At 68.3% G+C, this 24,419-nt stretch carries 27 protein-coding genes; 22 read left to right on the plus strand and 5 right to left on the minus strand.

What is annotated here, in order from left to right:
- Nucleotides 1–3 precede the first annotated feature (3 nt).
- Nucleotides 4–408 (minus strand): PaaI family thioesterase, encoded by a 405-nt coding sequence (locus QM806_RS15095; RefSeq protein ID WP_005566244.1) that lies wholly within the window; start codon nucleotides 406–408, stop codon nucleotides 4–6.
- Nucleotides 409–475: 67 nt separating this feature from the next.
- Complete coding sequence (locus QM806_RS15100) at nucleotides 476–1,249, minus strand: PIG-L family deacetylase (protein WP_005566246.1); 774 nt, start codon at nucleotides 1,247–1,249, stop codon at nucleotides 476–478.
- A 56-nt stretch (nucleotides 1,250–1,305) separates the two neighbouring features.
- Between QM806_RS15100 and QM806_RS15105 the strand changes: the two genes are divergently transcribed.
- The 8 genes from QM806_RS15105 to QM806_RS15140 all read left to right on the plus strand — a co-directional run bounded on the left by QM806_RS15105 (nucleotide 1,306) and on the right by QM806_RS15140 (nucleotide 9,710).
- Nucleotides 1,306–2,508, plus strand: coding sequence for an MFS transporter (locus QM806_RS15105; protein WP_169692665.1), 1,203 nt, complete (start codon nucleotides 1,306–1,308; stop codon nucleotides 2,506–2,508).
- Nucleotides 2,454–3,281 (plus strand): alpha/beta fold hydrolase, encoded by an 828-nt coding sequence (locus tag QM806_RS15110; RefSeq protein ID WP_169692666.1) that lies wholly within the window; start codon nucleotides 2,454–2,456, stop codon nucleotides 3,279–3,281. The genes QM806_RS15105 and QM806_RS15110 overlap by 55 nt, the downstream gene beginning before the upstream one ends.
- 12 nt (nucleotides 3,282–3,293) lie before the next feature.
- Nucleotides 3,294–4,652 (plus strand): D-inositol-3-phosphate glycosyltransferase, encoded by a 1,359-nt coding sequence (gene mshA / locus QM806_RS15115; RefSeq protein WP_169692667.1) that lies wholly within the window; start codon nucleotides 3,294–3,296, stop codon nucleotides 4,650–4,652.
- Complete coding sequence (locus QM806_RS15120; protein ID WP_005258397.1) at nucleotides 4,649–5,140, plus strand: type III secretion system chaperone family protein; 492 nt, start codon at nucleotides 4,649–4,651, stop codon at nucleotides 5,138–5,140. Before mshA ends, QM806_RS15120 begins: the two co-directional genes overlap by 4 nt.
- Nucleotides 5,141–5,289: 149 nt before the next feature.
- Nucleotides 5,290–6,882, plus strand: coding sequence for an AMP-binding protein (locus tag QM806_RS15125; protein WP_064079823.1), 1,593 nt, complete (start codon nucleotides 5,290–5,292; stop codon nucleotides 6,880–6,882).
- Between the two features lie 43 nt (nucleotides 6,883–6,925).
- Entirely contained in the window at nucleotides 6,926–7,681 is a 756-nt protein-coding gene (locus tag QM806_RS15130; RefSeq protein ID WP_169692668.1) for a phosphoglyceromutase, read from the plus strand.
- A gap of 149 nt (nucleotides 7,682–7,830) precedes the next feature.
- Nucleotides 7,831–9,024 (plus strand): sensor histidine kinase, encoded by a 1,194-nt coding sequence (locus tag QM806_RS15135; protein ID WP_005560371.1) that lies wholly within the window; start codon nucleotides 7,831–7,833, stop codon nucleotides 9,022–9,024.
- A complete protein-coding gene (locus QM806_RS15140) occupies nucleotides 9,021–9,710 on the plus strand; it encodes a winged helix-turn-helix domain-containing protein (protein WP_005251956.1) in 690 nt (229 codons plus the stop codon). The genes QM806_RS15135 and QM806_RS15140 overlap by 4 nt, the downstream gene beginning before the upstream one ends.
- Nucleotides 9,711–9,796: 86 nt before the next feature.
- On the opposite strand, the gene QM806_RS15145 is transcribed toward QM806_RS15140, so the two are convergent.
- Both QM806_RS15145 and QM806_RS15150 read right to left on the minus strand, forming a co-directional pair.
- Nucleotides 9,797–10,132 (minus strand): hypothetical protein, encoded by a 336-nt coding sequence (locus QM806_RS15145; protein WP_005258391.1) that lies wholly within the window; start codon nucleotides 10,130–10,132, stop codon nucleotides 9,797–9,799.
- Nucleotides 10,133–10,201: 69 nt separating this feature from the next.
- Nucleotides 10,202–10,987, minus strand: coding sequence for a DUF3109 family protein (locus tag QM806_RS15150; protein WP_007300738.1), 786 nt, complete (start codon nucleotides 10,985–10,987; stop codon nucleotides 10,202–10,204).
- Between the two features lie 66 nt (nucleotides 10,988–11,053).
- Between QM806_RS15150 and QM806_RS15155 the strand changes: the two genes are divergently transcribed.
- The 10 genes from QM806_RS15155 (at nucleotide 11,054) to QM806_RS15200 (ending at nucleotide 19,573) form a co-directional block, all read left to right on the plus strand.
- Nucleotides 11,054–12,007: a Ppx/GppA family phosphatase gene (locus QM806_RS15155; RefSeq protein ID WP_037204265.1), complete on the plus strand. Its 954-nt coding sequence runs from the start codon at nucleotides 11,054–11,056 to the stop codon at nucleotides 12,005–12,007.
- Nucleotides 12,004–13,248, plus strand: coding sequence for an Rv0497 family membrane protein (locus QM806_RS15160; RefSeq protein ID WP_133985002.1), 1,245 nt, complete (start codon nucleotides 12,004–12,006; stop codon nucleotides 13,246–13,248). Before QM806_RS15155 ends, QM806_RS15160 begins: the two co-directional genes overlap by 4 nt.
- A 7-nt stretch (nucleotides 13,249–13,255) precedes the next feature.
- On the plus strand, nucleotides 13,256–14,197 hold the full coding sequence (locus QM806_RS15165) for a sugar phosphate isomerase/epimerase family protein (protein ID WP_051055313.1): 942 nt from the start codon (nucleotides 13,256–13,258) through the stop codon (nucleotides 14,195–14,197).
- A gap of 108 nt (nucleotides 14,198–14,305) precedes the next feature.
- Nucleotides 14,306–14,941: a MerR family transcriptional regulator gene (locus QM806_RS15170; protein WP_005560379.1), complete on the plus strand. Its 636-nt coding sequence runs from the start codon at nucleotides 14,306–14,308 to the stop codon at nucleotides 14,939–14,941.
- Nucleotides 14,938–15,780, plus strand: a complete 843-nt coding sequence (locus tag QM806_RS15175; RefSeq protein ID WP_169692669.1) for a thioesterase family protein — start codon at nucleotides 14,938–14,940, stop codon at nucleotides 15,778–15,780. The genes QM806_RS15170 and QM806_RS15175 overlap by 4 nt, the downstream gene beginning before the upstream one ends.
- Before the next feature lie 36 nt (nucleotides 15,781–15,816).
- The gene (proC, locus tag QM806_RS15180; RefSeq protein ID WP_005251971.1) at nucleotides 15,817–16,632 is read left to right on the plus strand and encodes a pyrroline-5-carboxylate reductase; all 816 of its coding nucleotides are present in this window, start codon (nucleotides 15,817–15,819) and stop codon (nucleotides 16,630–16,632) included.
- 125 nt (nucleotides 16,633–16,757) lie between these two features.
- Nucleotides 16,758–16,994 (plus strand): helix-turn-helix domain-containing protein, encoded by a 237-nt coding sequence (locus QM806_RS15185; RefSeq protein ID WP_005258384.1) that lies wholly within the window; start codon nucleotides 16,758–16,760, stop codon nucleotides 16,992–16,994.
- A gap of 220 nt (nucleotides 16,995–17,214) precedes the next feature.
- On the plus strand, nucleotides 17,215–17,316 hold the full coding sequence (locus QM806_RS15190; protein WP_003402602.1) for a 30S ribosomal protein bS22: 102 nt from the start codon (nucleotides 17,215–17,217) through the stop codon (nucleotides 17,314–17,316).
- A gap of 197 nt (nucleotides 17,317–17,513) precedes the next feature.
- A complete protein-coding gene (locus QM806_RS15195; RefSeq protein WP_005258383.1) occupies nucleotides 17,514–18,557 on the plus strand; it encodes an NAD-dependent epimerase/dehydratase family protein in 1,044 nt (347 codons plus the stop codon).
- The gene (locus QM806_RS15200; protein ID WP_005251979.1) at nucleotides 18,554–19,573 is read left to right on the plus strand and encodes a lysophospholipid acyltransferase family protein; all 1,020 of its coding nucleotides are present in this window, start codon (nucleotides 18,554–18,556) and stop codon (nucleotides 19,571–19,573) included. The genes QM806_RS15195 and QM806_RS15200 overlap by 4 nt, the downstream gene beginning before the upstream one ends.
- A 17-nt stretch (nucleotides 19,574–19,590) precedes the next feature.
- Here QM806_RS15200 and QM806_RS15205 read toward each other — a convergent pair whose 3' ends face one another.
- Nucleotides 19,591–20,577 (minus strand): HAD family hydrolase, encoded by a 987-nt coding sequence (locus QM806_RS15205; protein WP_169692670.1) that lies wholly within the window; start codon nucleotides 20,575–20,577, stop codon nucleotides 19,591–19,593.
- A gap of 179 nt (nucleotides 20,578–20,756) precedes the next feature.
- On the opposite strand from QM806_RS15205, the gene QM806_RS15210 reads away from it, so the two are divergent.
- The 4 genes from QM806_RS15210 (at nucleotide 20,757) to hemC (ending at nucleotide 24,410) form a co-directional block, all read left to right on the plus strand.
- Entirely contained in the window at nucleotides 20,757–21,017 is a 261-nt protein-coding gene (locus QM806_RS15210) for a glutaredoxin family protein (RefSeq protein WP_005560387.1), read from the plus strand.
- A 140-nt stretch (nucleotides 21,018–21,157) separates the two neighbouring features.
- Complete coding sequence (locus tag QM806_RS15215) at nucleotides 21,158–22,012, plus strand: redox-sensing transcriptional repressor Rex (protein WP_007300746.1); 855 nt, start codon at nucleotides 21,158–21,160, stop codon at nucleotides 22,010–22,012.
- Nucleotides 22,009–23,448, plus strand: a complete 1,440-nt coding sequence (locus tag QM806_RS15220; RefSeq protein ID WP_037204261.1) for a glutamyl-tRNA reductase — start codon at nucleotides 22,009–22,011, stop codon at nucleotides 23,446–23,448. The genes QM806_RS15215 and QM806_RS15220 overlap by 4 nt, the downstream gene beginning before the upstream one ends.
- On the plus strand, nucleotides 23,445–24,410 hold the full coding sequence (gene hemC / locus QM806_RS15225) for a hydroxymethylbilane synthase (protein WP_005258378.1): 966 nt from the start codon (nucleotides 23,445–23,447) through the stop codon (nucleotides 24,408–24,410). The genes QM806_RS15220 and hemC overlap by 4 nt, the downstream gene beginning before the upstream one ends.
- Nucleotides 24,411–24,419 lie beyond the last annotated feature (9 nt).

Consider the following 24,419-nt stretch of genomic DNA (forward strand, 5'->3'; position numbering starts at 1 on the left):
GGGTCAGCTTCCCGGCTGGGGGTGCAGCACCGCCTGCGACTGCGTCACCTGCGCCACGAGTCGATCCTCGCCGTCCCGCAGTTCGGTGACGACGGCGACCGTGGTTCGTCCGGCGTGCAGCGGCCGCGCCGTCGCGGTGACGGTGCCCTTGCGGACGCCGCGGGTGAACACCGTGCTCGAACTCGTGGTCGACGTGGATGCTCCCGCCGGAAGATTGAGAAACGCGCAGACCGCTCCGACACTGTCGGCGAGCGTCATCAGCGCCCCGCCGTGCATGCCGTTTCCCGCGGTCGTGCGGTGCTGTTCCCACTCGAGGTGCCCGACGACCTCTTCGGGCGCGGCCTTCGTGAGGCGGACCCCGGTATGTACGGCGAACGGCATGGTCGCGACGAGATCAGCGGGATGCATACCCGTGGATGCTAGGCGCGGAACCGAACCCGCGCAGGCGGTTCGCGGGGATACCCGCGCCGGTCGATCAGAGGGGCAGCGAAGACTCCGCGAGCCCGGCCGGTGCCCCGCGACGGCGGAACCACTCCTGACCGAACGCCGCCCGCAACTGATCCTCGGGCATCTGCAGGAATGGGCCGAAATCCCCGATCTGGGTGGCGTGCGCGTGCATCGCGGCCCGTTTGGCGTCCATGGCCGAGGTGACGTCCACGACCGTGGTGATCTCGGAGTCCGGCAGACCGAACGTGTCGAGGTCCGGTGGCTGGGCGTTCTCGGACCACTCCGGATTGGCGGCCATGAGCCGCCGGATGTGGTCGCGGCTCACGGCCGCCTCGTAGACGTGTGGCACACCGGCCAGTTCGGCGGCCCGGATGCCCACGTGATGCACCTGGACATGATCGGGATGACCGTAGCCACCGTTGGGGTCGTAAATGGTGACCACGTCGGCGGATTCCTCGACGAGGATCGCGGCCAGCCGGGCAGCGGCCTCCTCGACGTCGACGTTGCAGAACGCGGCGGGGTTCTCGTTCTCCGGCGTTCCCGCCATCCCGGAATCCGCGTAGTGCAGCAACACCACACGCTGGGCGCCGAGCAGCGACGTCGACTCCTCCAGCTCGCGGCGCCGACGCTCGGCGAGTGATTCGCCGTCGGTCAGGATCCCGTCTGGGGCCTCGCCGAGCGCCCCGTCCGTCGCGGTGACCACGACGACGCGATGACCGGCGTCGGCGGCCTGGCGCATCACGCCACCCGTGGTGAACACTTCGTCGTCGGGATGGGCGTGGAAACACACCAGGACACTCATGAGCGCAATACTTGCACGTGCTGGAAGTCGCGGCCACGATCTGTGAGGCTCGACGCGTGCTCGGTACCTATCGTCAGATCTTCGCCGCCCCCGGCTCCGCAGCGTTCTCCGCCGCAGGATTCGTTGCGCGGGTACCGATCGCCATGGTCGGCATCGGCATCGTCACGATGCTGTCCGAACTGCGCGGCGACTACGCACTGGCCGGTGCTCTCGCCGCGGTGTTCGCGCTGACCTACGCGTTCATCACCCCGGTCGTGTCCCGGGCGGTGGACCGGTACGGGCAGTCCCGTGTCCTTCCCGTCGCGTCGGGGATCAGCGCGACGTCCATCGCCGCGATGCTGTTGTGCGTCCGGTTCGGGACGCCCGACTGGGTGCTGTTCGTGTGGGCAGTTCCCGCCGGCTGCATGCCCACGATCGGTGCGATGGTGCGCGCCCGCTGGACCGAGCTGTACCGCGGCACGCCACTGCTGCGGACGGCGTTCGCGTTCGAGGCGGTGGTGGACGAGCTGTGCTTCATCGCGGGACCGGTGGTCTCCGTCGGATTGTCCGTCACGGTGTTCCCCGAGGCGGGACCGCTCGCGGGTCTCGCCCTGCTGGTGGTCGGCACGCTCGCGCTCGTCGCTCAGCGCGGCACCGAGCCCCCCGTGCATGCAGCAACGCACGACGGCCGCCCGTCCGTCGTCCGGACGCCCGCCGTGTGGATTCTCGTGGCGGTGATGGTGTCGATGGGCACGATCTTCGGTGTCATCGACGTCGGTGCCATCGCCTTCACCCGAAGCCACGACGCACCCGCCTCCGCCACCGTGGTGCTGGCCCTGTTCGCGGCCGGTTCCGCTGTGGCGGGCATCGTGTTCGGCGCGATCCGGGTGTCGGCGTCGCTCCGGAAACAGCTGATGGTCGCGGTCCTCGCGGTGGCAGTGCTGACGGTTCCACTCCTTCTGGCGGACAGCATTCCGGCGCTCGCCGTCGCCTACGCGGTAGCGGGGATGACGGTGGCGCCGATCATGATCGTCACGACCGGTCTCGTCGAGCAGATCGTGCCCGCGGCCGCGCTGACCGAGGGCATCACCTGGATCGTCACCGGGCTGGGTGTCGGCGTCGCCGTGGGATCGGCACTCGCGGGCCGGATGATCGACGAATTCGGCACGACGGCGGGTTACGCGGTGGCGGCGGTCGCCGCGCTGCTGGCCTCTATGGTGACCCCATGGCTATTCGTGAAACAGTCGGCGTCGACGGAACGCCCCTCGTCTACTCGGTGACCGGTGACCCCGACGCGCGGGCCCTGGTGCTTCTGCACGGTTGGGCGCAGTCCTCGAAGTGCTGGGGCCCCGGGGTGCTCGACGAACTCGCGGCCCGCTACCGCGTCATCGCCGTCGACCTTCGCGGACACGGCTACTCGGGTGCGCCCGACACCGGCTACGCCGACTCCGCGATCTGGGCCGGGGACGTCGACGCGGTACTCACGGCCGAAGGTGTCACGTCCGGCGCCGTGCTTCTCGGCTGGTCCTACGGCGGCCTCGTGATCTGCGACTACCTGGCGTCGCACGGCACGTCCGCCGTCGAAGGTGTGGTCCTCGTCGGAGCCATCACCAGCATCGGTCGCGGGGAGGCAGGCGGCAAGGTCGGTGCCGCGATGCGCGCGGCGATCCCCGGCGCGATGTCCGAGGAACCGCGCGAGGCGATCCGCGCGCTGGGCGCATTCGGCAACGCGCTCACCGGACCGCCGGAAGGCAAGGGCGCACAGTCGCAGGCGCTGTTCGGGGCCAGCCTCACCACCCCGCCCCGGGTGCGGGCCGCCCTCTTCAACCGGTCCGCGAGCCACGACGACCTGCTCCGGTCCCTCGACGTGCCGGTGCTCGTCCTGCACGGCACCGAGGACTCCGTCGTCGACGTCTCGGCTGGTAGGCACGCTGCAGAACTGATCCCGCAGGCGCGGGCGTCGTTCTGGGAAGGCTGCGATCACGGACCGTTCGTGGAGGATCCCGAGAGGTTCGTGAAGGAGGTCGGCGAGTTCGTCGACAACCTCGGTTAAAGGGGCCGATCGGTGAGGGAGCACTATGGAGTGGTGACGCCCATGCACAACTCGCGCCCCCGCAGGGTGGCCGTCCTCTCGGTCCACACCTCACCACTGGCGCAGCCCGGTACCGGCGATGCGGGCGGAATGAACGTCTACGTGCTGCAGTCCGCCATCCAAATGGCGCGTCGCGGCGTCGAGGTGGAGATCTTCACCCGGGCCACGTCGTCCGCCGACGCACCGGTCCAGGAAGCGGCGCCGGGGGTCCTCGTCCGGAACGTCGTAGCGGGCCCGTTCGAGGGGCTGGACAAGCAGGATCTGCCCACCCAGCTCTGCGCGTTCGTCGCCGGGGTGCTCCGCGAGGAGGCCCGCCACGAACCGGGCTACTACAACCTGGTGCACTCGCACTACTGGTTGTCGGGGCAGGTCGGCTGGCTCGCCCGCGACCGTTGGGGTGTGCCGCTCGTGCACACCGCGCACACGCTCGCCGCGGTCAAGAATCTGTCGCTGGCCGACGGTGACACTCCCGAACCGGCCGCCCGCCAGATCGGCGAGCAGCAGGTGGTGGCCGAGTCCGACCGGCTCGTGGCCAACACCACCGAGGAATCCGATCAGCTGGTCCGCCATTACGGCGCCGACCCGAACCGGATCGACGTGGTGGCGCCCGGCGCAGATCTGACGCGGTACCGGCCGGGCGACCGGGCCGCCGCCCGGGCGAAGCTGGGGCTCGACCCGCGCGAGACCGTCGTGACGTTCGTCGGACGCATCCAGCCGCTCAAGGCGCCCGACGTCCTGCTCCGTGCCGCCGCCGAACTGATCGCCCGAGATCCCGAATCGACACTGCGGGTGCTCGTGGTCGGCGGTCCGTCCGGTTCCGGGCTGGCCCGGCCGGACGCGTTGATCGAACTCGCGTCCTCGCTCGGCATCGCCGCGCGGGTGACGTTCCTCCCGCCGCAGGCGCCCGATCGGCTCGTCGACGTGTACCGGGCTTCGGATATCGTTGCGGTGCCGAGTTATTCGGAGTCGTTCGGGCTGGTGGCCATCGAGGCGCAGGCCTGTGGCACGCCGGTGATCGCCGCGAACGTGGGCGGTCTCGGCGTCGCCGTCCGGAACGGCGAGACCGGGCTTCTCGTGGACGGGCACCGCACCGAGGACTGGGCGACGGCGTTGCGGTCGCTGGTCTCCGAGCCCGGCAGGCTCGCCGCGCTGGCCGCCGAGGCGCCACGTCACGCGGAGAATTTCTCCTGGGAACACACCGCCGACGGACTCCTCGAGAGTTATCGGATGGCGACCGTCAACTACAACTACGGACACGGCCCCAGCGAATTCTCACCGCGTCGCGGACGCGGACTGTGGAAGCTGCGCAGGGCCGGGGGAGTGCGCGCATGAGCGACCTGGCCGACGTGATCGAGTCCGCCCTGACCGAACGTGAGATGGACTTCACGAGGAAGGACTCGACGCACTTCATCGTCGAGTTGCCCGGCGAGCGCAAGCTCAAGACCACCACGCTCCTGACCGTCGGCAAGCACGGTCTGCGCGTCGAAGCGTTCGTCTGCCGCAAGCCCGACGAGAACTTCGAAGGGGTCTACAAGTACCTGCTGCGGCGCAATCGCCGGCTGTACTCGGTGGCGTACACGATCGACAAGATCGGCGACATCTACCTGGTCGGCCAGATCGCCGAGCACGCGGTGACCGCGGACGAACTGGACCGGATTCTCGGGCAGGTGCTCGAGGCGGCCGACGGCGACTTCAACACTCTCCTCGAACTCGGTTTTGCCGGTTCCATCAAGCGCGAGTGGGAGTGGCGCGTCTCACGCGGGGAGTCGCTGGCGAACCTGAAACCGTTCGAACATCTCATCGAGGACTCGCAGCCCTGAGTGCTGTCGACCGCCCGCGGACCGGAAATACGCACGGGTAGAGTTGCGGCGAGCTTGTGACTGTTGTCACAGGTTAGGTACATGTGTCTGATGTTCACAGAAACTTGTACCGACAACTGCTGCTGCAACACTTCGAGGGAGAGGCCCCAGTGAGCTTCAAGAGCCCGTTTCCGGACGTCGAGATTCCGAACCTCAGTGTCTACGATTTCCTTTTCGGTCAGGTCGACCCGGCCGATGGGGACCGGCCCGCGCTGATCGACGGTGCCTCCGGCGCGGTCACCACCTACCAGTCGCTCATCGCCCAGATCAACGGGGTCGCGGGGGCGTTGGCCGCGCGCGGTCTCGCCGTCGGCGAGGTGGTGGGTCTGCATTCGCCGAACGTTCCCGCGTTCGCGTCGGTGTTCCACGGGATCCTGCGGGCCGGTGGCGTCGCGACCACCATCAACGCCCTCTACACCGCGGAGGACATCGCCAAGCAGCTCACCGACTCGAAGGCGAAGTTTCTGTTCACCGTCTCCCCACTGCTGCCGCAGGCCAAGGATGCCGCGGCCCGCGTCGGGATCCCGGTAGAGAACGTGATCGTCCTCGACGGCGCCGACGGGCACCCGTCGCTGAAAGATCTGCTGGCCGACGGCGCCCCCGCCCCGGAGGTGTCGTTCGATCCGGCGACCCAGCTGGCGGTGCTGCCGTACTCGTCCGGGACCACCGGCCGGCCCAAGGGGGTGATGCTCACGCACCGCAACCTGGTGGCGAATGTGTGTCAGATCAACCCGCGGATGGGCATCGGTGCCGACGACAAACTGCTCGCGGTGCTGCCGTTCTTCCACATCTACGGGATGACGGTGTTGCTGAACGCGGCCCTGTACAACCGGGCGAGCTTGGTGACGATGCCGAAGTTCGACCTGGTCGAATTCCTGAAGATCGTGTCCGGGCAGAAGTGCACGTATGTGTTCATCGCCCCGCCGGTCGCGGTGGCGTTGGCCAAGCATCCGCTGGTCGACGATTACGACCTGTCGAGCGTGCATTCGATCTTCTCCGGCGCCGCCCCGCTGGATCAGGAGCTGGGCAAGGCCGTCGCGAACCGGCTCGGGTGCCGGGTGCGGCAGGGCTACGGGATGTCGGAGATGAGCCCGGTCTCGCACGCGATCCCGTTCGACCGTGACGACATCGCCCTGGACTCGGTGGGTCCGTCGATCGCGAACATGGAGTGCAAGCTGGTCGACCCGGCCACCGGGGAGGAGGTCGCCTACCCGGCGGAGGGTGTCAGTGAGCCGGGTGAGTTGTGGTGCAAGGGCCCGAACATCATGGCCGGGTACCTCGGCAACGACGAGGCCACCGCGGAGACCCTGGATGCGGACGGGTACCTGCACACCGGCGACATCGCGACCGTCGACTCCGAGGGGGTGGTGACGATCGTGGACCGGATGAAGGAGCTCATCAAGTACAAGGGTTACCAGGTGCCGCCCGCCGAACTGGAGGCGTTGCTGTTGACGCACCCGCAGATCGCCGACGCCGCCGTCATCGGGGTTCTCGACGACGAGGGCGAGGAGGTGCCGAAGGCGTTCGTCGTCCGCCAGCAGGGCGCCGACCTGGACGAGGCTGCAGTCATCGCGTTCGTCGCCGAGCGGGTGTCGCCGCACAAAAAGGTCCGCAAGGTCGAGTTCATCGACCTGGTGCCGAAGTCCGCCGCGGGCAAGATCCTCCGCAAGGATCTCCGGGCAAGCGAGGCCGGCCGGAGCTGACGGCAGGGGTTCACGGCGCGAGGGTTCCGGGAGGCATGCCAGGATGAACGGCATGAGTACCGGAACCCTTGTGCTGCTCCGCCACGGCGAGAGCGAATGGAATGCGCTCAACTTGTTCACCGGCTGGGTGGACGTCCACCTGACCGATAAGGGCATCGCCGAGGGCAAGCGTGCCGGCGAATTGCTGCTCGAGCACAACCTGCTCCCCGACGTGCTGTACACGTCGCTGCTGCGCCGCGCGATCAGCACCGCCAACATCGCGCTCGACACCGCCGACCGGCACTGGATTCCCGTCACCCGCGACTGGCGTCTCAACGAGCGCCACTACGGTGCCCTGCAGGGACGCAACAAGGCGCAGGTCAAGGACAAGTACGGCGACGAGCAGTTCATGCTGTGGCGCCGCAGCTACGACACCCCGCCGCCGCCGATCGAGGCAGGCAGCGAGTACAGCCAGGACACCGATCCCCGCTACGCGAACCTCGATGAGGTCCCGCTGACGGAGTGCCTGAAGGACGTCGTCGTCCGCCTGATCCCGTACTGGGAAGACACCATCTCCGCCGACCTGAAGGCGGGCAAGACCGTGCTGATCACCGCGCACGGCAACTCGCTGCGCGCCCTCGTCAAGCACCTCGACGGAATCTCCGACGAGGACATCGCGGGCCTGAACATCCCGACGGGCATCCCGCTGCGCTACGACCTGGACGAGAACCTGAAGCCGCTCAACCCCGGGGGCACGTACCTCGACCCCGAGGCCGCCGCCGCGGGCGCCGCCGCGGTCGCGAACCAGGGCGGGAAGTAACCCGTGCGACCGGCCGGACGTCGCGTTCGCGGGACGTCCGGCCAACGGCAGGTTAACTGCGGACGAAGACTCCGGTCGCCGCGTGTGACGTGCGCGGAAATGCCCGGTCCCGGCGTAACCGGCCCGCCGCACGAACGTACGATTCAGGCGTGAGTGTTGTTCAGGCCGTCTTGCTTGCCATCGTGGGCGGCTTCGTCGGTTACCTCGTCGGTGGCGTGCTGATCCCCATGCTGTCCACCCGGCAGGCGCAGCGCATGGAAGAGCAGTCCGGGCTCACGATGTCGCAGGTGCTCGACCTGATCGTGCTGGCATCCGAGAGCGGCATCGCCGTGGTCGACCAGTTCCACGACGTCGTCCTGTTCAACCCCCGCGCGGAGGAGCTGGGCCTGGTGCGGAACCGGCTCGTCGACGACCGGGCGTGGGTGGCGGCGCTCCGGGTCCTCGAAACCGGCGAACCCGTCGAGGTCGACCTGAGTACCAAGAACCCGCAGCGCGGACGCGATCGGATCGCGGTGCGCGGCACCGCACGTCTGCTCAGCAAGCAAGACCACAACTTCGTGGTCCTGTTCGCCGACGACGACTCCGAGCAGGTGCGGATGGAGGCGACCCGCCGCGACTTCGTCGCCAACGTCAGCCACGAGCTCAAGACCCCGGTCGGCGCGATGGGTCTGCTGGCGGAGGCACTCCTCGAATCGGCCGACGATCCCGATTCGGTCCGGCACTTCGGCGAACGCGTGCTCAGTGAATCAGTGCGGCTCGGCAAGATGGTCACCGAACTGATCGCGCTGTCGCGGCTGCAGGGCGCCGAGAAACTGCCCGACCTCGAGGCCGTCTCGGTCGACGAGGTGGTGGACGAGGCGCTGCAGCGTTGCAAGATCTCCGCGGAAGCCGCCGGGATCGCCGTCACCACGGACCACAACAGCGGCTACGAAGTGCTCGGCGACCGCGCCCTGCTCGTCACCGCGCTGTCCAACCTGGTCCAGAACGCCATCGCCTATTCGCCGAAGGGCACCCCCGTCTCGGTGAGCCGGTCGATCCGCGGCGACAACGTGGCGATCTCGGTGACCGACCGCGGCGAAGGCATCGCCAAGGCAGACCAGGAGCGGGTGTTCGAACGGTTCTTCCGCGTCGACAAGGCGCGGGCCCGCGCGACCGGCGGAACGGGGCTCGGCCTCGCGATCGTCAAACACGTGGCCGCCAACCACAACGGATCGATCGACCTGTGGAGCAAGCCCGGAACAGGTTCGACGTTTACCCTGCAGATTCCTGCACACATCGAGACAGTGGACGCCGAGGGCGGAAACGTCGGGAAGAGAGAAACCGGTATGGAGGCCAAGCGATGACAAGTGTGCTGATCGTGGAAGACGAGGAGTCACTGGCCGACCCATTGGCATTCCTGTTACGCAAGGAAGGATTCGAGACGACGATCGTGGGCGACGGACCGTCCGCGCTCGCCGAGTTCGACCGGGCCGGTGCCGACATCGTCCTCCTCGACCTCATGCTGCCCGGCATGAGCGGCACGGACGTCTGCAAGCAGCTCCGCAGCCGGTCCGGTGTCCCCGTCATCATGGTGACGGCACGGGACAGCGAGATCGACAAGGTGGTGGGCCTCGAACTCGGCGCCGACGACTACGTGACCAAGCCGTACTCGGCGCGGGAACTGATCGCCCGCATCCGCGCGGTGCTGCGCCGCGGCGTCGACAGCGAACTCGACGTCGCGCAGGACTCGGCCGTCCTCGAGGCGGGACCGGTCCGGATGGACGTCGAACGTCACGTGGTCCAGGTGAACGGCGAGGCCGTCACGCTGCCGCTCAAGGAGTTCGACCTCCTCGAGTACCTGCTGCGGAACTCGGGCCGGGTGCTCACCCGCGGGCAGCTGATCGACCGGGTGTGGGGCGCGGACTATGTCGGCGACACCAAGACCCTCGACGTGCACGTCAAGCGTCTGCGCTCGAAGATCGAGACCGACCCGGCCAAGCCGGAGCATCTCGTCACCGTCCGCGGCCTGGGCTACAAACTGGAGGCGTGAGCGGACGCCGATCCGCCACAGTTGCACACGAATTCGTCAGCCGCGCAGGAAATTGCCTGTGCGGCTGACGAATTCGTGGGCGTGTGTCAGAACGGGTTGTACACGTAGACGCCGCGAAACGGCGCCGAGATGATCTGCGTGATGGCGTGCTCGCGACCCTGGTCGTCGAACTGCCTGCAGTAGACCGCGACGTAGTGTCCGTCGCCCTTGCACTCGATGACCCGGCCGGTGCCGTACGGGCTCAGCACAATTGCCCGGTCACCCTTGTCGCCGAAGGCACCCGGATCGAACGGTGCGACGAAGTTGGCCGTCTTGTCGTAGAAGGTGTTCCAGTCCGGGGTCGGCTGGGCGGACGCGGTCGGCGCGAGGGCGAGCGTCGCGGCGGCGGTCAACAGGGCACCGGTCAGAATTCGAGCGAACATGATCTCTCCTGTCATGGCTGTGCCCGGAATGGGGCCGTGACGGGTAAATCGACCGGTGGGTCTGATGCGTTACTCGGCAGCCTTCTTCTGCGCCGCGGCGGTGGCGGGATGGACAGCGACGAGGCCGAGGCCGGCCCTGCGTTTGCACATCTTCGCCAGCTCCGAGTACGCGGCCTTGCCGAGCAGTTCCGTCAGCTCGGGTGCGTACGACTGCCAGACGGCCTTGGCGCCCACGTGGGCGTCGGGGGAGCCCGAGCAGTACCAGTCCAGGTCCGAGCCGCCCTCGCCCCAGCCGCGCCGGTCGTACTCGCTGATGGTGGTCTTGAGGATCTGCTCGCCGTCCGGGCGTTCGACCCACTCCTGAGTGCGGCGGATCGGGAGCTGCCAGCACACGTCGGGCTTGACCTCGAGTGGTTCGATTCCGCGCTTGAGTGCCATCGAGTGGAGCGCGCAACCGACGCCGCCCTCGAAGCCGGGGCGGTTCAGGAAGATGCAGGCGCCCTGATACCGGCGGGTGCGCAGCGCGGGCTCGTCCTCGAGGTCGTCCTCCTCGACGTAACCCTTCTTGCCGAGACCCTTCTCCATGAACTGCCAGTCCGCGGGTGTGAGCATCTTCACTGACCGGTTCAGCTTCTCCAGGTCCTCCTCGTCGGAGAGGAACGCGCCGTGGGAACAGCAACCGTCGTCGGGCCGGTCGCCGATGATGCCCTGGCAGGCGGGGGTGCCGAACACGCAGGTCCAGTGCGAGAGCAGCCACGTCATGTCCGCGGCGATGATGTGCTCGGCGTTGTCGGGATCGGGAAACTCGACCCATTCACGAGCGAAGTCGAGGGGTACTTCCGGGCTGGGCGTCATCTTGTGTGAACGCCCTGCTTTACGTGCTGTCACAAAGCCCGACGGTAGACCCAGTACCGTGTCAATGTGCGACTAGGGGTACTCGACGTCGGAAGCAACACCGTCCATCTTCTCGTAGTGGACGCCCACAGGGGCGGCCACCCCACACCGATGAGTTCGACCAAGTCGACTCTGCGGTTGGCCGAGAACACCGACGACCGGGGTGACATCACCCCCCAGGGTGCGGATCGCCTGGTGTCGACGGTGTCAGACTTCGCCAGCATCGCGAAGACGTCGGGGTGCGGTGAGCTCATGGCGTTTGCCACCTCCGCCGTGCGCGACGCCAACAATTCGGACGCCGTGCTCGAGCGAGTGCACACCGAGACCGGGGTGGCACTCGAGGTTCTGTCGGGTGTCGACGAGGCCCGGCTGACGTTCCTCGCCGTGCGCCGCTGGTTCGGGTGGAGCGCGGGCCGCATCCTGAACCTCGACATCGGAGGCGGATCCCTCGAGCTGACGGCGGGTGGTGACGAGGACCCGGACGTCGCGCTGTCGCTGCAACTCGGCGCGGGACGGCTCACCCGGGACTGGCTCGAAGCCGACCCGCCGGGCAAGCGTCGGGTGGCCGTGCTGAGGGATTGGCTGGACGCCGAACTGACCGTCCCGTCCAAGGAACTGCGCGCGGCGGGGCAGTGGGATCGGGCCGTCGGCACGTCCAAGACGTTCCGCTCGCTGGCCCGGCTGACGGGCGCGGCGCCCTCCGGCGCGGGCCCGCGGGTCAAGCGCACCCTCACCGCCAGCGGTCTCAGGCAACTCATAGCTTTCATTTCGCGGATGACGGCCTCGGACCGTGCAGAATTGGAAGGGGTGAGCTCCGACAGGTCGCAGCAGATCGTGGCCGGAGCACTCGTTGCGGAGGCCAGCATGAGAGCACTGGGCGTGGAAGAACTGGAAATCTGCCCCTGGGCTCTGCGTGAGGGTTTGATCCTCCGCAAGCTCGATACGGAAATGGGCGGTGAATTGATGGTGGGTGCTCGATGACCGAGGACAGTCAGCAGATCTCTGTTTCAGAGCTGCTCAAACGCAACGGACAGCAGGTGGAGTCCCGGGGCGGGCGGCGTCGTCGCGGCGTCAAGGGGGGAATCTCCGTTGCCGAGCTGACCGGTGAAATTCCGGTGGTTCGGGATCCGTCCGATTCGCGGGCACTCGAACCCGAACCCGAACCGGAATCTGCCGCGCCCGAGCCGCCGCGCACCACCGCACCGGCGGCGCCGTCCGTGCGTGCCGACGGGCGCACCGCAGCATTCAAGGCTCCCGTCGACGACGAAGACGATGACGACGAGCCCATCGCCAGTCGCCCCGCCGGTCGTGGCCGCGGAGTGGTGTCGGGTGGGACGTCGCGTGATCACCAGGGAACCTGGGTCAGCCGCTCCGTCCAGAAGGAACGGCCGGCGCCCGAGGCCGCCGCGTCCGCACCGGCGCCCACCGTGGCCGCCCCGGTCGTGAAGAAGCCGGAGCCTGCGCCGACCGTCGCCGCTCCCCGCGTGAAGCCGGCGCCGAAGCCCGACACCCCGGCCAAGGCCGAACCGGCGGCGAAGTCCGCAGCGCCTGCCAAGCCCGCCGCGCCTGCCAAGCCCGAGGTGCCGGCGAAAACGGAGGCGCCGGTGAAAACCGGAACCGCAACGAAGGCCGGTCCCGCAGCGCCGACGAACGGCGCGTCGAAGTTCGTCGAGACGCCGAAGCCCGAGCCTCCCGCCAAGGCGAAGCCGGAACCCGCGCTGCTGTCCGGCTCGACTCTGGCCGGTGACCTGATGCGGCAGTCCCGGGACTCGGACGCGGCGAACGCGGGCGAGGAGACGGACCTCATCGAGGCCGCCACCGACGACGCGGACACCGAGAAGCGCGAGGGCGACGCGCAGAAGCCCGAGAGCCCTCGCCGTTCCCGCAAGGAGGCGAAGGCAGAGAAGGCCGAGGCCGCGAAAGCGGAGAAGGCGGGCAAGCAGGACGAGGCAGGCGAGAACTCCACCCGCGAGTGGGCCGTCCTCATCGGTCAGGGCGTCGTAGCCGTGATCGCCGGGGCCCTGCTCTTCAAGGGTTTCGAGAAGCTGTGGGACGTCTTTCCGTGGGTCGCGCTGATTCTGGCGCTGCTCGTCATCGTGGGACTGGTCGCGATGGTCCGCATCCTGCGTCGCACCGACGACATCACCAGCTTCGTGATCGCCGTCGTGGTCGGGATGATCGTCACTCTGGGGCCGTTAGCCTTCATGCTTGCGTCGGGCTGAGTTGCTCATGGTCGGGGACAGTGGGCACGGGCAGGTTCGACCGTCACCGCGCGGGCGGAAGGTACTGGTGGGCCTGTCGACGGCCTCGGTGTACCCGGAGAACACGGAGGCTGCGTTCCGGTATGCGGCCGATCTGGGATACGACGGCGTCGAACTGATGGTGTGGGCCGAATCGGTCAGCCAGGACATCGGGGCCGTTGCCGGGCTGGTGCGCAGGTACGCGATTCCGGTCCAGGCGATCCACGCGCCGTGCCTGCTCATCTCGCAGCGGGTGTGGGGTGCCGACCCGGTCGCGAAGCTGGAGCGTTCCGTCCGCACCGCCGAGTCGCTCGGGGCGACGAGTGTCGTGGTGCACCCCCCGTTCCGCTGGCAGCGCCGGTACGCCGAGGGATTCGCCGATCAGGTGGCCGAACTGGAACAGCGCAGCGATGTGGTCGTCGCGGTGGAGAACATGTTCCCGATGCGGGCGGACGGTTTCTTCGGCAGCAAGGAGAGGTCCGCGCAGCGGCTCCGGAAGCGGGGCGGACCGGGTGCGGCGCTGTCGGCGTTCAGCCCGTCCTACGACCCCACCGATTCGGGACACGCCCACTACACCCTGGATCTGTCCCACACGGCCACGGCCGGAATGGACGCGATGAAGCTGGCGGAGCGTATGGGGGAGGGCCTCGCGCATCTTCACCTCGCCGACGGTCGGGGCGCGTCGATGGACGAGCACCTGATCCCCGGCCACGGCGCCCAGCCGTGCGCGCAGTTGTGCCGTCATCTCGTCGACACCGGATTCGACGGGCAGGCGGTGATCGAGATCAACACGCAGAACGCCCGGACGCAGCGGGAACGGTCCTCGATGCTCGCGCAGGCGCTGGCGTTCGCCCGGGAGCACCTCGAACCGGGTCGCGCCGCCTCGGGGTCGTCGCGCAGCCACTCCGGTGGCGATCACGACGACACCTGAGATATCTGCCGCGTCCCTGCTGCGGTAAGCTCGTCGCCATATTGGATAGTTTTAGTATCTAGTGCTGGGGTATCCGAGGTCGAGAGTCGACGAGCCGAAGGAGGGGCCGTGCGCGTTTCCGAGTTGGTCGCCCGTACCGGCGTTCCGCTCGCGACGGTGAAGTACTACCTGCGCGAAGGTCTGCTGATGCCGGGCGAGGCGACGAGCGCCACCCAGGCCCGGTACGGCGAGAAGCACGTCGAGCGGCTGGGCCTCGTCAAGGCGCTGGCCGGAGCCGGACTCCCGATTCCGCGCATCCGGGAGATCCTCCGGCTCGTCGACCATCCCCACGGCTCGCTGTTCGAGGTGCTCGGCGAGGCCATCGCGCAACTCCCGCCCTACCTCGACGCCTCCGCCGACGACACGGACGAGTTCCCGCGGGCACGCGCCGTCCTCGACAGGCTCGGGCAGGTGTACGACCCGCGGTACGTCGCGGTCGGCCAGCTCGAACGCGCGCTCGAGGGGCTCGAAGAAGCAGGCATCCCGATGACCGAGGAGCGGCTCGAGGCCTACGGGCGGCACGTGCGCGGAATCGCCGAGATCGACATCGGACTCATGCCCACCGAACCGGCCGAGGACGCGATCCGCTACGCGGTGCTCGGCACGGCCATCTACGAGCCGGTGATCGCCGCGATGCGCCGCCTCGCACACCAGGACGTCGCGCAGAAGCGTCTCCGCAACCCCGAAGAACAGGATCAGCAGTGAGCTCAACTCCCTTCCGCGACCTCAACGTCCTCACCGCTGCCGGTGACGGGACCTATCAGGCGTCGATCGACCCGATCTGGACGATCGGCCCCAAGGTGCACGGCGGTTCGATGATGTCGCTCTGCGCGGCCGCGGCCCGCAGGCGACTGCTCGACGAGAACGGCGACGCCGAGCTGTCCCGGGTGCAGCCCCTCGCGGTCGGTGCCAACTACCTGTCCGCTCCCGATCCCGGCGAGGTGACCCTGTCGACGACGCTGCGCAAGCAGGGCAAGCAGGTGTCGTTCGTCGACGTGGAGCTGATGCAGGGCGACCGCGTGGCCGTGCACGCGTCGGTCACGCTCGGCGTCCCCGACGTGGGGGAGCCGCAGTACAACGGCGACCACGCCCTGTCCCAGCTCCCGGTGGAACCGCCCGCCGATGCCGTCGTGCTCACGGCCGCCCATCCGATGGGGCAGATCGTCCACGTGTCGCAGGGCTGCGACATGCGGGTCGACGGGACGTCAGCGCACTTCCTGACCGGCAACCAGGGCGAACCCGAGGTGCGCATGTGGGTGCGACCGCGCGCGGGCGACGAGGACGATTCCGACACGGCGGCCCTGTTCGCAATCATGACCGGAGACATCAGCGCCCCCGTGACGATGAACCGCGGCATGTTCGGCTGGGCGCCCACGGTGCAGCTGACCACCTACCTGCGCAGGCAGCCGGCACCGGGATGGCTGCGCGTGATGGCCAGCAGCACGGTGCTCGGCGGCGCGTGGTTCGAGGAGGACCACACCGTCCTCGACTCCACCGGGGCGATCGTCGTGCAGAGCCGGCAATTGGCGATGATCCCCCGCTAGGAAGGCGCCGTAGAGCGTCGTGGCAGGCTGTTCGGCATGACGAGAATTGCGGTAATCGGAGGCGGCAAGATCGGCGAGGCCCTCATCTCGGGGCTTCTGCAGGCAGGTCACGCCGTCAAGGACCTGGTGGTGGCCGAGCAGCATCCGGCGCGCGCCGACGAGCTGGCCGCGGCGTACTCGGTGCGCGTCACCACCCCCTCCGACGCCGCCGAAGGCGCCGACGTCATCGTGATGGCCGTCAAGCCGGGCGACGTCGAGGCCGCGCTCACCGAGGTGTCCAAGGTGGAACTCGACGGCGAGCGCGAGCAGCTGCTCGTGTCGCTCGCCGCCGGTATCCCCACCGCCTTCTACGAGACGAGACTGCCCGCCGGGTTCCCGGTGGTCCGGGTCATGCCCAACACGCCCATGCTGGTCGGTGAGGGCGTCAGCGTGCTCGCACCCGGCAGGCACGTGAAGAAGGAGCACCTCGAACTGGTGCGCGGCGTCCTGTCGTCGGTCGGCAAGGTCGTCGTCGTCCCCGAATCGCAGATCGATGCCGTCACCGCCGTCTCCGGCTCCGGTCCGGCCTATTTCTTCCTGGTCGCCGAGGCCATGATCGACGCGGGCGTCGGGCTCGGACTGACCCGGGCGACCGCATCCGAACTGGTCGTGCAGACCATGGTCGGCTCCGCAGCCATGCTCGACAGGTCGGGGGAGAGCGCAACCGAACTTCGTGCCGCCGTGACTTCGCCCGGCGGAACCACCGCGGCGGCGATCCGCCGGCTGGAAGGAAACGGGCTCCGAACAGCTTTTTTCGACGCTCTCGAAGCCGCGAAAATTCGTTCCGCCGAACTCGGCACGTCAACCGAATGAATATTCGATTGCCCACACCCGTCGCAGTAACCCCATCCGTCCCGCTAAGCTCGAAGTAGCACGTGCGTGTCTGTTCCGCCGGAGGGGAAGCCGGCGGCGCGAGACGTGCCGGAGGTAAGTGGTTGATGACGTCTGCAAAAAAGCCGTCCAAGGGCTCGGCCCCGGACGGACAACCGGCACTGGCCGGAACGCAATTTCTCACCGTCGCCGAGGTAGCGACGCTGATGAGAGTGTCCAAGATGACTGTGTATCGGTTGGTGCACAGCGGCGAACTGCCCGCCGTCCGTGTGGGCCGCTCGTTCAGAGTGCATGCGAAAGCAGTGCACGACTACCTCGAAACCTCGTACTTCGACGCCGGTTGACCGATCGGCACGAAGAGGGTCACCTCGGTTTCGCCGGTAGCGGTGCGACCTAGTTTTCAGGGAGAGGACCCGCACCGGTACGATTAGCGACTGTCGTACCAGCCAGCTGGTGTCGTAAGGCGCTGAGCTAGTTAAAACGAGGCCCAGGCGCCAGAGCGGCGCAGGCGTACGTGACCGGCGTGCGCAGGAACGCTAGAGAAGAACGTGAGGGACACCCGCTATGGGTTCAGTGATCAAGAAGCGACGCAAGCGCATGTCGAAGAAGAAGCACCGCAAGCTGCTTCGCCGCACCCGAGTGCAGCGCAGGAAACTCGGTAAGTAAAGAGTTGCGTCTGGATGCCCGTCACCTCCGGTGGCGGGCATCCGTCGTTTCGCCGACCCCTCCGCGTATTGGGCGGCCGACCAATTGTCGTTGTGCGGAGCGCCATCCCCCTCCTGCACGTATCGTTGACGTCACTCGCTACGTGATCGGGGGTCCTAGTGGTTGTGAGTGACGGAGACTGTACTACGCGAACGGCGGTGCCGCGCGTCGTGCTGGTCACCGGGGCAAGCAGGTTTCTGGGTGGGTACCTGGTCACCCGGCTCGCTCAGAATCCGGACATCGAGCGGGTCATCGCGGTGGACGCGGTGTCGCCGAGCAAGGACATGCTGCGCCGCATGGGCCGCGCCGAGTTCGTGCGCGCCGACATCCGGAATCCCTTGATCGGCAAGGTCATTCGCAACGCCGAGGTCGACACTGTCGTGCACGCGTCGACGCTGGCGCGCCCGCCGAAGTCGGGCAGTCGCGCGGCCATGAAGGACATGAACGTCATCGGCGCGATGCAGTTGTTCGCCGTCTGCCAGAAGGCGCCGACGGTCCGGAAGGTCGTGCTGCGCTCGGCCTCCGTGGTGTACGGCTGCAGCGCCAAGGACCCGGCCAAGTTCACCGAGGAGATGAGTGCCCGGCGGCGTCCCGCGGGCGCCTACGCACGGGACTGCATCGAGATCGAAGGATATCTGCGCGGAATGGGGCGCAGGCGCCCCGACATCGCCGTGTCGATTCTCCGCCTCGCACCGCTGGTCGGGCCCCGCCTCAACGCGACCGTCGCGCAGTACCTCACCTCACCGGTGGTGCCGACCATTCTCGGACGCGACGCACGCCTGCAGGTGCTGCACGAGGAGGACGCGCTCGCCGCACTGGAACGGGCCACGGTGTCGGGTCCGGCGGGCACGTTCAACGTCGCCGGCGACGGCGTGGTCATGATGTCCCAGGCCATCCGTCGCGCCGGGCGGATCGAGGTCCCGATGCCGTTCGGGTTGTTCCGCAACGTCGGACGTGCGCTGATGGGTCCGGTGATGCGGTCGTACACCACCGAGCAACTCGAGTACTTCCACTTCGGTTGCGGACTCGACACCACCCGCATGCGAAGCGAACTATCCTTCGAGCCACGGTGGACCTCGATGCAGGCGCTCGACGACTTCGCTCGCGCGGCAGGCGTCAAGCCGATCATCAAGAACGAATGGGTCGACGCAGCAGAAAACGCACTACTCGCTCTTACCGGCACGGCGAAAGGGGAGAGGTGAACGAAGTGGCGAAGGTCATTCCGTTGCACGGTGCGACAGCCGCGCGCGGGGCCGCTATCGGACGTTCGAGGCGTGAGCAGAGCGAGAGCCGACATCCGTCCGCGATGCCTCCACCCGCCGTGATCACCCCACCCGAGCCCGTCACCGAGTCTTCGGCCGTCGACGCCGTCCGCAACGCCCTGGCCGAGCAGATCGTCAACACCGCCGAGTTCGTGCGCCGCCGGCTGTCGGGTGACTATCACGTCGACGACTTCGGCTACGACCCGCACTTCGCCGAGAACGTGTGGCTCCCGATCCTGCGGCCGCTGTTCGACAAGTGGTTCCGCGTCGAGGTCAGCGGTCTGGAGAACATCCCGTCGACCGGTGGCGCGCTGGTGGTCGCCAACCATGCCGGTGTCCTGCCCATCGACGGTCTGATGACGTCCGTTGCCGTCCACGACCATCACCCCGCGCATCGCCCGCTGCGGATGCTGGCCGCCGATCTGGCCTTCGAGATGCCTCTGGTCGGCGGTGTCGCCCGCAAGGCCGGGCACACCCTCGCGTGCCACCCGGACGCCGTGCGCCTCCTGCAGGACGGGGAGGTCGCGGCCGTGTTCCCCGAAGGTTTCAAGGGCATCGGCAAACCGTTCAGCGAACGCTACAAGCTGCAGCGGTTCGGCCGCGGCGGTTTCGTGTCCGCCGCCATGCGGACCGGTGCGCCCATCATTCCGTGCTCGATCGTCGGGTCCGAGGAGATCTACCCGAAGATCGGCGAACTGGGGACGCTCGCCCGGCTGCTGGGGATGCCGTACTTCCCGGTGACCCCGCTGTTCCCGCACTTCGGACCGCTCGGCCTCGTTCCGCTGCCGTCGAAGTGGTACATCGAGTTCGGCAAGCCGATCGTCACCGACACCTACGACGCGGCGGCGGCCGACGATCCGATGGAACTTTTCGAGGTCACCGACCACGTCCGGGAGACCATCCAGCAGACGCTCTACCGGCTCCTCGCGAAGCGCCGCAACGTGTTCCTCGGCTGAATCGTTGAACCGGCGGCTCAGGCCGCCTGTTCGCGGCGGCGCGCGACGATCGCGGCGAGTGCGCCGCCGGCAGCACCGAGGAGCAGCGCCGTGGGGACGCCGATCTTGGCGGCCTTGCGTCCGGTCCGGAAGTCGCGGATCTCCCAGCCCCGGTTCTTGGCGAGCTCGCGCAGATCGGTGTCGGGGTTGATCGCGACGGCCGTGCCGACGAGCGACAGCATCGGTACGTCGTTGTGACTGTCCGAGTACGCGGTGCAGCGCTTGAGGTTGAGCCCCTCGCGGACGGCCAGGGCGCGCACGGCGTGCGCCTTGCCGAGGCCGTGCAGGATGTCGCCGACCAGACGCCCCGTGAACATCCCGTCCTCGCTCTCGGCCACCGTGCCGAGGGCACCAGTGAGGCCGAGGCGTTTCGCGATGACCTGGGCCAGCTCCACCGGGGTCGCGGTGACGAGCCACACCTGCTGACCGGCGTCGAGGTGCATCTGCGCCAGTGCCCGGGTGCCGGGCCAGATCTTGTCGGCGATCACCTCGTCGTAGATCTCCTCACCGAGCCGGGCGAGCTCGGCCGTCGACCGTCCGGAGACGAAGGAGAGGGCCTTCTCCCGGCCGGAGGCGACGTCGTCGCTGCTCTCCTTGCCGGTGATGCGGAACTTGATCTGCTTCCACGCGAAGTCGACGAGGTCGGACGTCTTCAGGTACTTGCGGGCCGCGAGTCCGCGGGCGAAGTGGATGATCGAGGCGCCCTGGACCATCGTGTTGTCGACGTCGAAGAACGCGGCCGCCGTGAGGTCGAGGGGAACGTGGTGTTCCACCACCTCGGTATCCTCGCCGGACGCGACGTGAAGTGCGAGGGCTGCATCGGCACTCGCCTCACCTGCGACGTTGGCACGTACCTCGGCTTCGCTGGGTCCCAGCGGATTCCTGAACTGGCGTCGGCCCGGGAGGATGATCCCCGCCAGACCCGAACCGAAACCCGTGCCGTTCGGTAGTGATCGCGCAGGCACTCGCACCTCCCGTATCGCAGAAGCCTCTGGGAGCAGCCTATCCCCCGAATCGGGGACGGGGCGGGTGGATGGCCGTGCAGGGGGGACTGTGTGACGTTCATCTCCGAGTCGATTGGCGTCTGTGGACCCCGAAACGGCACAGTGACTCCACCGGACGCGTCGAAAGGAAGTGGCGAGGCATGAGCACGAACGGACACGAGGTGACGCTTCTCACGAGGGCGGGGTGCGGTGCGTGCGCGCCGGCCCGCGAGCGGCTGCTGGTGGTGTGCGAGGAGTTCGGGCTGGAACTGACGTGCATAGACGTCGACGAGGCGGCGGCCACGGACCCCGAATTGCGGGCCGAATTCGGCGACCGATTGCCGGTGGTATTGCTCGACGGACGTGAGCACAGTTACTGGGAGGTCGACGAAGAGCGCCTTCGCTCGGATTTACGCAAGTAAGGGAACCCTAAAAGTGGGATCTTCCGATGCCGTGCAGGTAGGACCGCATGTCGCGCAGTCGCAGCGACTTTGTGCATGGGTTCACAAGCAGTTACCGTGGTGTGAACAATTCCCCGGAGCATCGTGAAGAACGGCATCGAATGCCGGTCGGACGAGGAGCCAACGACGTGACCGAAACGCACCAGACGCATGGGTCTGTGGCCCCTGGCGTCACGGGGGCGGTCGGGCAGTCTGTGGTCGGGTCTCCGGCCCCCTCGGTCGCCGGCGCGGCTCCGCTCCCCGAATCGCGGGACATCCCCCAGGCTACGGTGACGCGCCTCGCGACGTACCTGCGGGTCCTCGGAGTGCTGACGGAACGCGGCACGATCATCGTCTCGAGCGAAGAACTCGCCGCCGCTTCCGGTGTCGGTTCCGCGAAGCTCCGCAAGGACCTTTCCTTCCTGGGGCCGAACGGTGTGCGCGGCGTCGGCTACGACGTGACGCGCCTGCGGGCCCGCATCGAGCGAGCACTCGGCCTGGACCGCGGACACAAGGTGGTGCTCGTCGGCGTCGGAAACCTCGGCCAGGCGCTCGCCGGCTACGGCGGCTTCGGCCGTCGCGGGTTCTCCATGGTCGGACTGTTCGACAGCGACCCGGCGCGGGTCGGTGCGCCGGTGGGCGACCTCACCGTGCGGCACGTCGACGAACTCGAACAGGCCTGCGCCGAACTCGAGGCCACCATCGGTGTCATCTCGACGCCCGACGAGGCGGCGCAGGAAGTCGCCGACCGTCTGGTGCGCGCCGGACTGCGCTGCATCCTCAGCTTCTCCCCGACTTCGCTCGACGTCCCCGATCACGTCGAGATGCGCCGCGTCGACCTCGCGGTCGAAATGCAGGTCCTCTCGTTCAACAGCGCACGCAACACGGAATCGGTCCCCACCGCTCCCCGCGTCCGCATCGGACATTCGGCTGTCCCGTCCACCGCACCAAGAAACGGATCAGTGATCGCGCCGTGAGTGTTCTGCTTGTCGGGGTCTCGCACAGGACGGCCCCGGTGCCGGTTCTCGAGCGGGTAGCTGTCACCGACACCGATCGCCCGAAGCTGACGGACAAGCTTCTGGCGTCGTCGCACATCTCGGAGGCGATGATCGTCTCCACCTGCAACCGGGTGGAGATCTACGCCGTCGTCGATGCGTTCCACGGTGCGCTGTCCGAGGTCGGCGAATTGCTTGCCGACCACTCCGGACTGGATCTCACCGATCTGCACCGGCACGCGTACGTCCGCTACAGCGAGGCGGCGGCGGAGCACCTGTTCGCCGTGGCCAGCGGCCTCGACTCGATGGTGATCGGCGAGCAGCAGATCCTGGGGCAGATCAGGACCGCCTACGCGTCGTCCGACGCCCAGCAGGCCGCGGGCCGCACGCTGCACGAACTCGCGCAGCAGGCGCTGCGCGTCGGCAAGCGGGTGCACTCGGAGACGGGCATCGACTCGGCGGGCGCGTCCGTCGTGTCCGTGGCCCTCGACCGGGCTGCCGGCATCGTCGGCGACGGCGGACTGGCCGGACGCACCGCCGTCGTGGTCGGCGCCGGATCCATGGGTGGCCTGTCGGTCGCGCACCTCACGCGTGCCGGGATCGGCCGCATCGTCGTCGTGAATCGCACCAAGGAGCGTGCGGAGCACCTCGCCGACACCGCCCGGTCCAACGGTGTGGAGGCGGATGCCCTCGAGCTGAGTGAACTCCCGGCCGCGATGGCCCAGGCGGACGTCCTCGTGACCTGTACCGGCGCGGTCGGCGCCGTCGTCACGCTCGCGGACACCCACCGGGCGCTGGCACAGCCCGGCCGCGACGCCGAACGCCCCCTCGTCATCTGCGACCTCGGACTGCCCCGCGACGTGGAGCCCGCCGTGTCGGGCCTGCCCGGGGTCACCGTCCTCGACATGGAATCGCTGCAGCGCGATCCCGCCGCAGGCGCCGCCGCATCCGACGCCGACGCCGCCCGGACGATCGTCGCTGCCGAACTCGCCAACTACCTCGCCGGCCAGCGGCTGGCGGAGGTCACGCCGACCGTCACCGCCCTGCGCCAGCGCGCCGCGGACGTGGTCGAGGCGGAACTGATGCGACTGGATTCGCGTCTGCCCGGACTCGACGACCCCGAGCGCGACGAGGTCGCACGCACCGTGCGGCGAGTGGTCGACAAACTCCTCCACGCTCCCACGGTCAGGGTGAAGCAGCTCGCCTCCGCACCCGGTGGCGACTCCTACGCCGCCGCCCTGCGTGAGCTGTTCGAACTCAGCCCCGGGTCCGTCGAGGCCGTCGCCAAGCCCACCGACCTCGGCGGCGCCACCGACCTGAGCGCCATCGACATCACGGATGGCTTCATCGCCGGCCAGGACCCGCGCCTGCGCCGCTTCGTCACAGACGACAACCATGGGAAGGAATCGCAGGCATGAGCGCCGTCGGCACCCGTACGCTGCGGATCGGAACCCGTGGGAGTGAGCTCGCGACCACCCAGGCCGGAACCGTGCGTGACGCACTGATCTCGGCCGGGCACGACGCCGAACTCGTCATCATCAAGACCAAGGGCGACCAGTCCATGGAATCGGTGGAGAAGATCGGAGTCGGCGTCTTCACCGCCGAACTCCGGGAAGCGCTCGCCGACGGACGCGTCGACGTGGCCGTCCACTCCTACAAGGACCTGCCGACCGCCCCCGACGAACGGTTCACCATTGCCGCCATCCCGCCGCGCGAGGATCCCCGCGACGCGCTCGTGGCCCGCGACGGACTGGTACTCGGTGAACTGCCCGCCGGTTCGAAGGTCGGCACGTCCGCACCGCGGCGCACGTCGCAGCTCCGGGCGCTGGGCCTCGGCCTCGACATCCGCCCGCTGCGCGGCAACCTGCAGCGGCGCCTCGGCAAGGTCGAGTCCGGCGAACTCGACGCCGTCGTCCTCGCCCGAGCGGGCCTGGCGCGGATCGGACGACTGGACCTGATCACCGAGTCCATCGAACCGGTCCAGATGCTGCCCGCACCCGCGCAGGGCGCGCTCGCCGTCGAATGCCTGTCGGCGAACACAGCGCTCGTCGCGATCCTGTCGGAGCTCGACGACCCGAACAGCCGCGCCGCCGTCACGGCGGAACGCGCACTGCTCGCGGAGCTCGAGGCCGGCTGCACCGCGCCCGTCGGCGCCATCGCCGAGGTCGTCGAATCACTCGACGACGACGGCCACATCTTCGACGAACTGTCCGTCCGGGGCTGCGCCGCAGCCATCGACGGTTCCGACGTCATACGCACGGGGGCCGTGGGCTCCCCGGAGAACGCCGAAGAACTCGGCCGCTCCGTCGCGCGTGAGCTTCTCGAGCTCGGTGCGCGGGAGCTGATGAATGTCACCGAGGCCGGTGATGCCGATGTTTGATGTGCGAAG

The organism is Rhodococcus sp. IEGM 1351, from assembly GCF_030056875.1.
GTDB classification, from domain to species: Bacteria; Actinomycetota; Actinomycetes; order Mycobacteriales; family Mycobacteriaceae; genus Rhodococcus_F; species Rhodococcus_F opacus.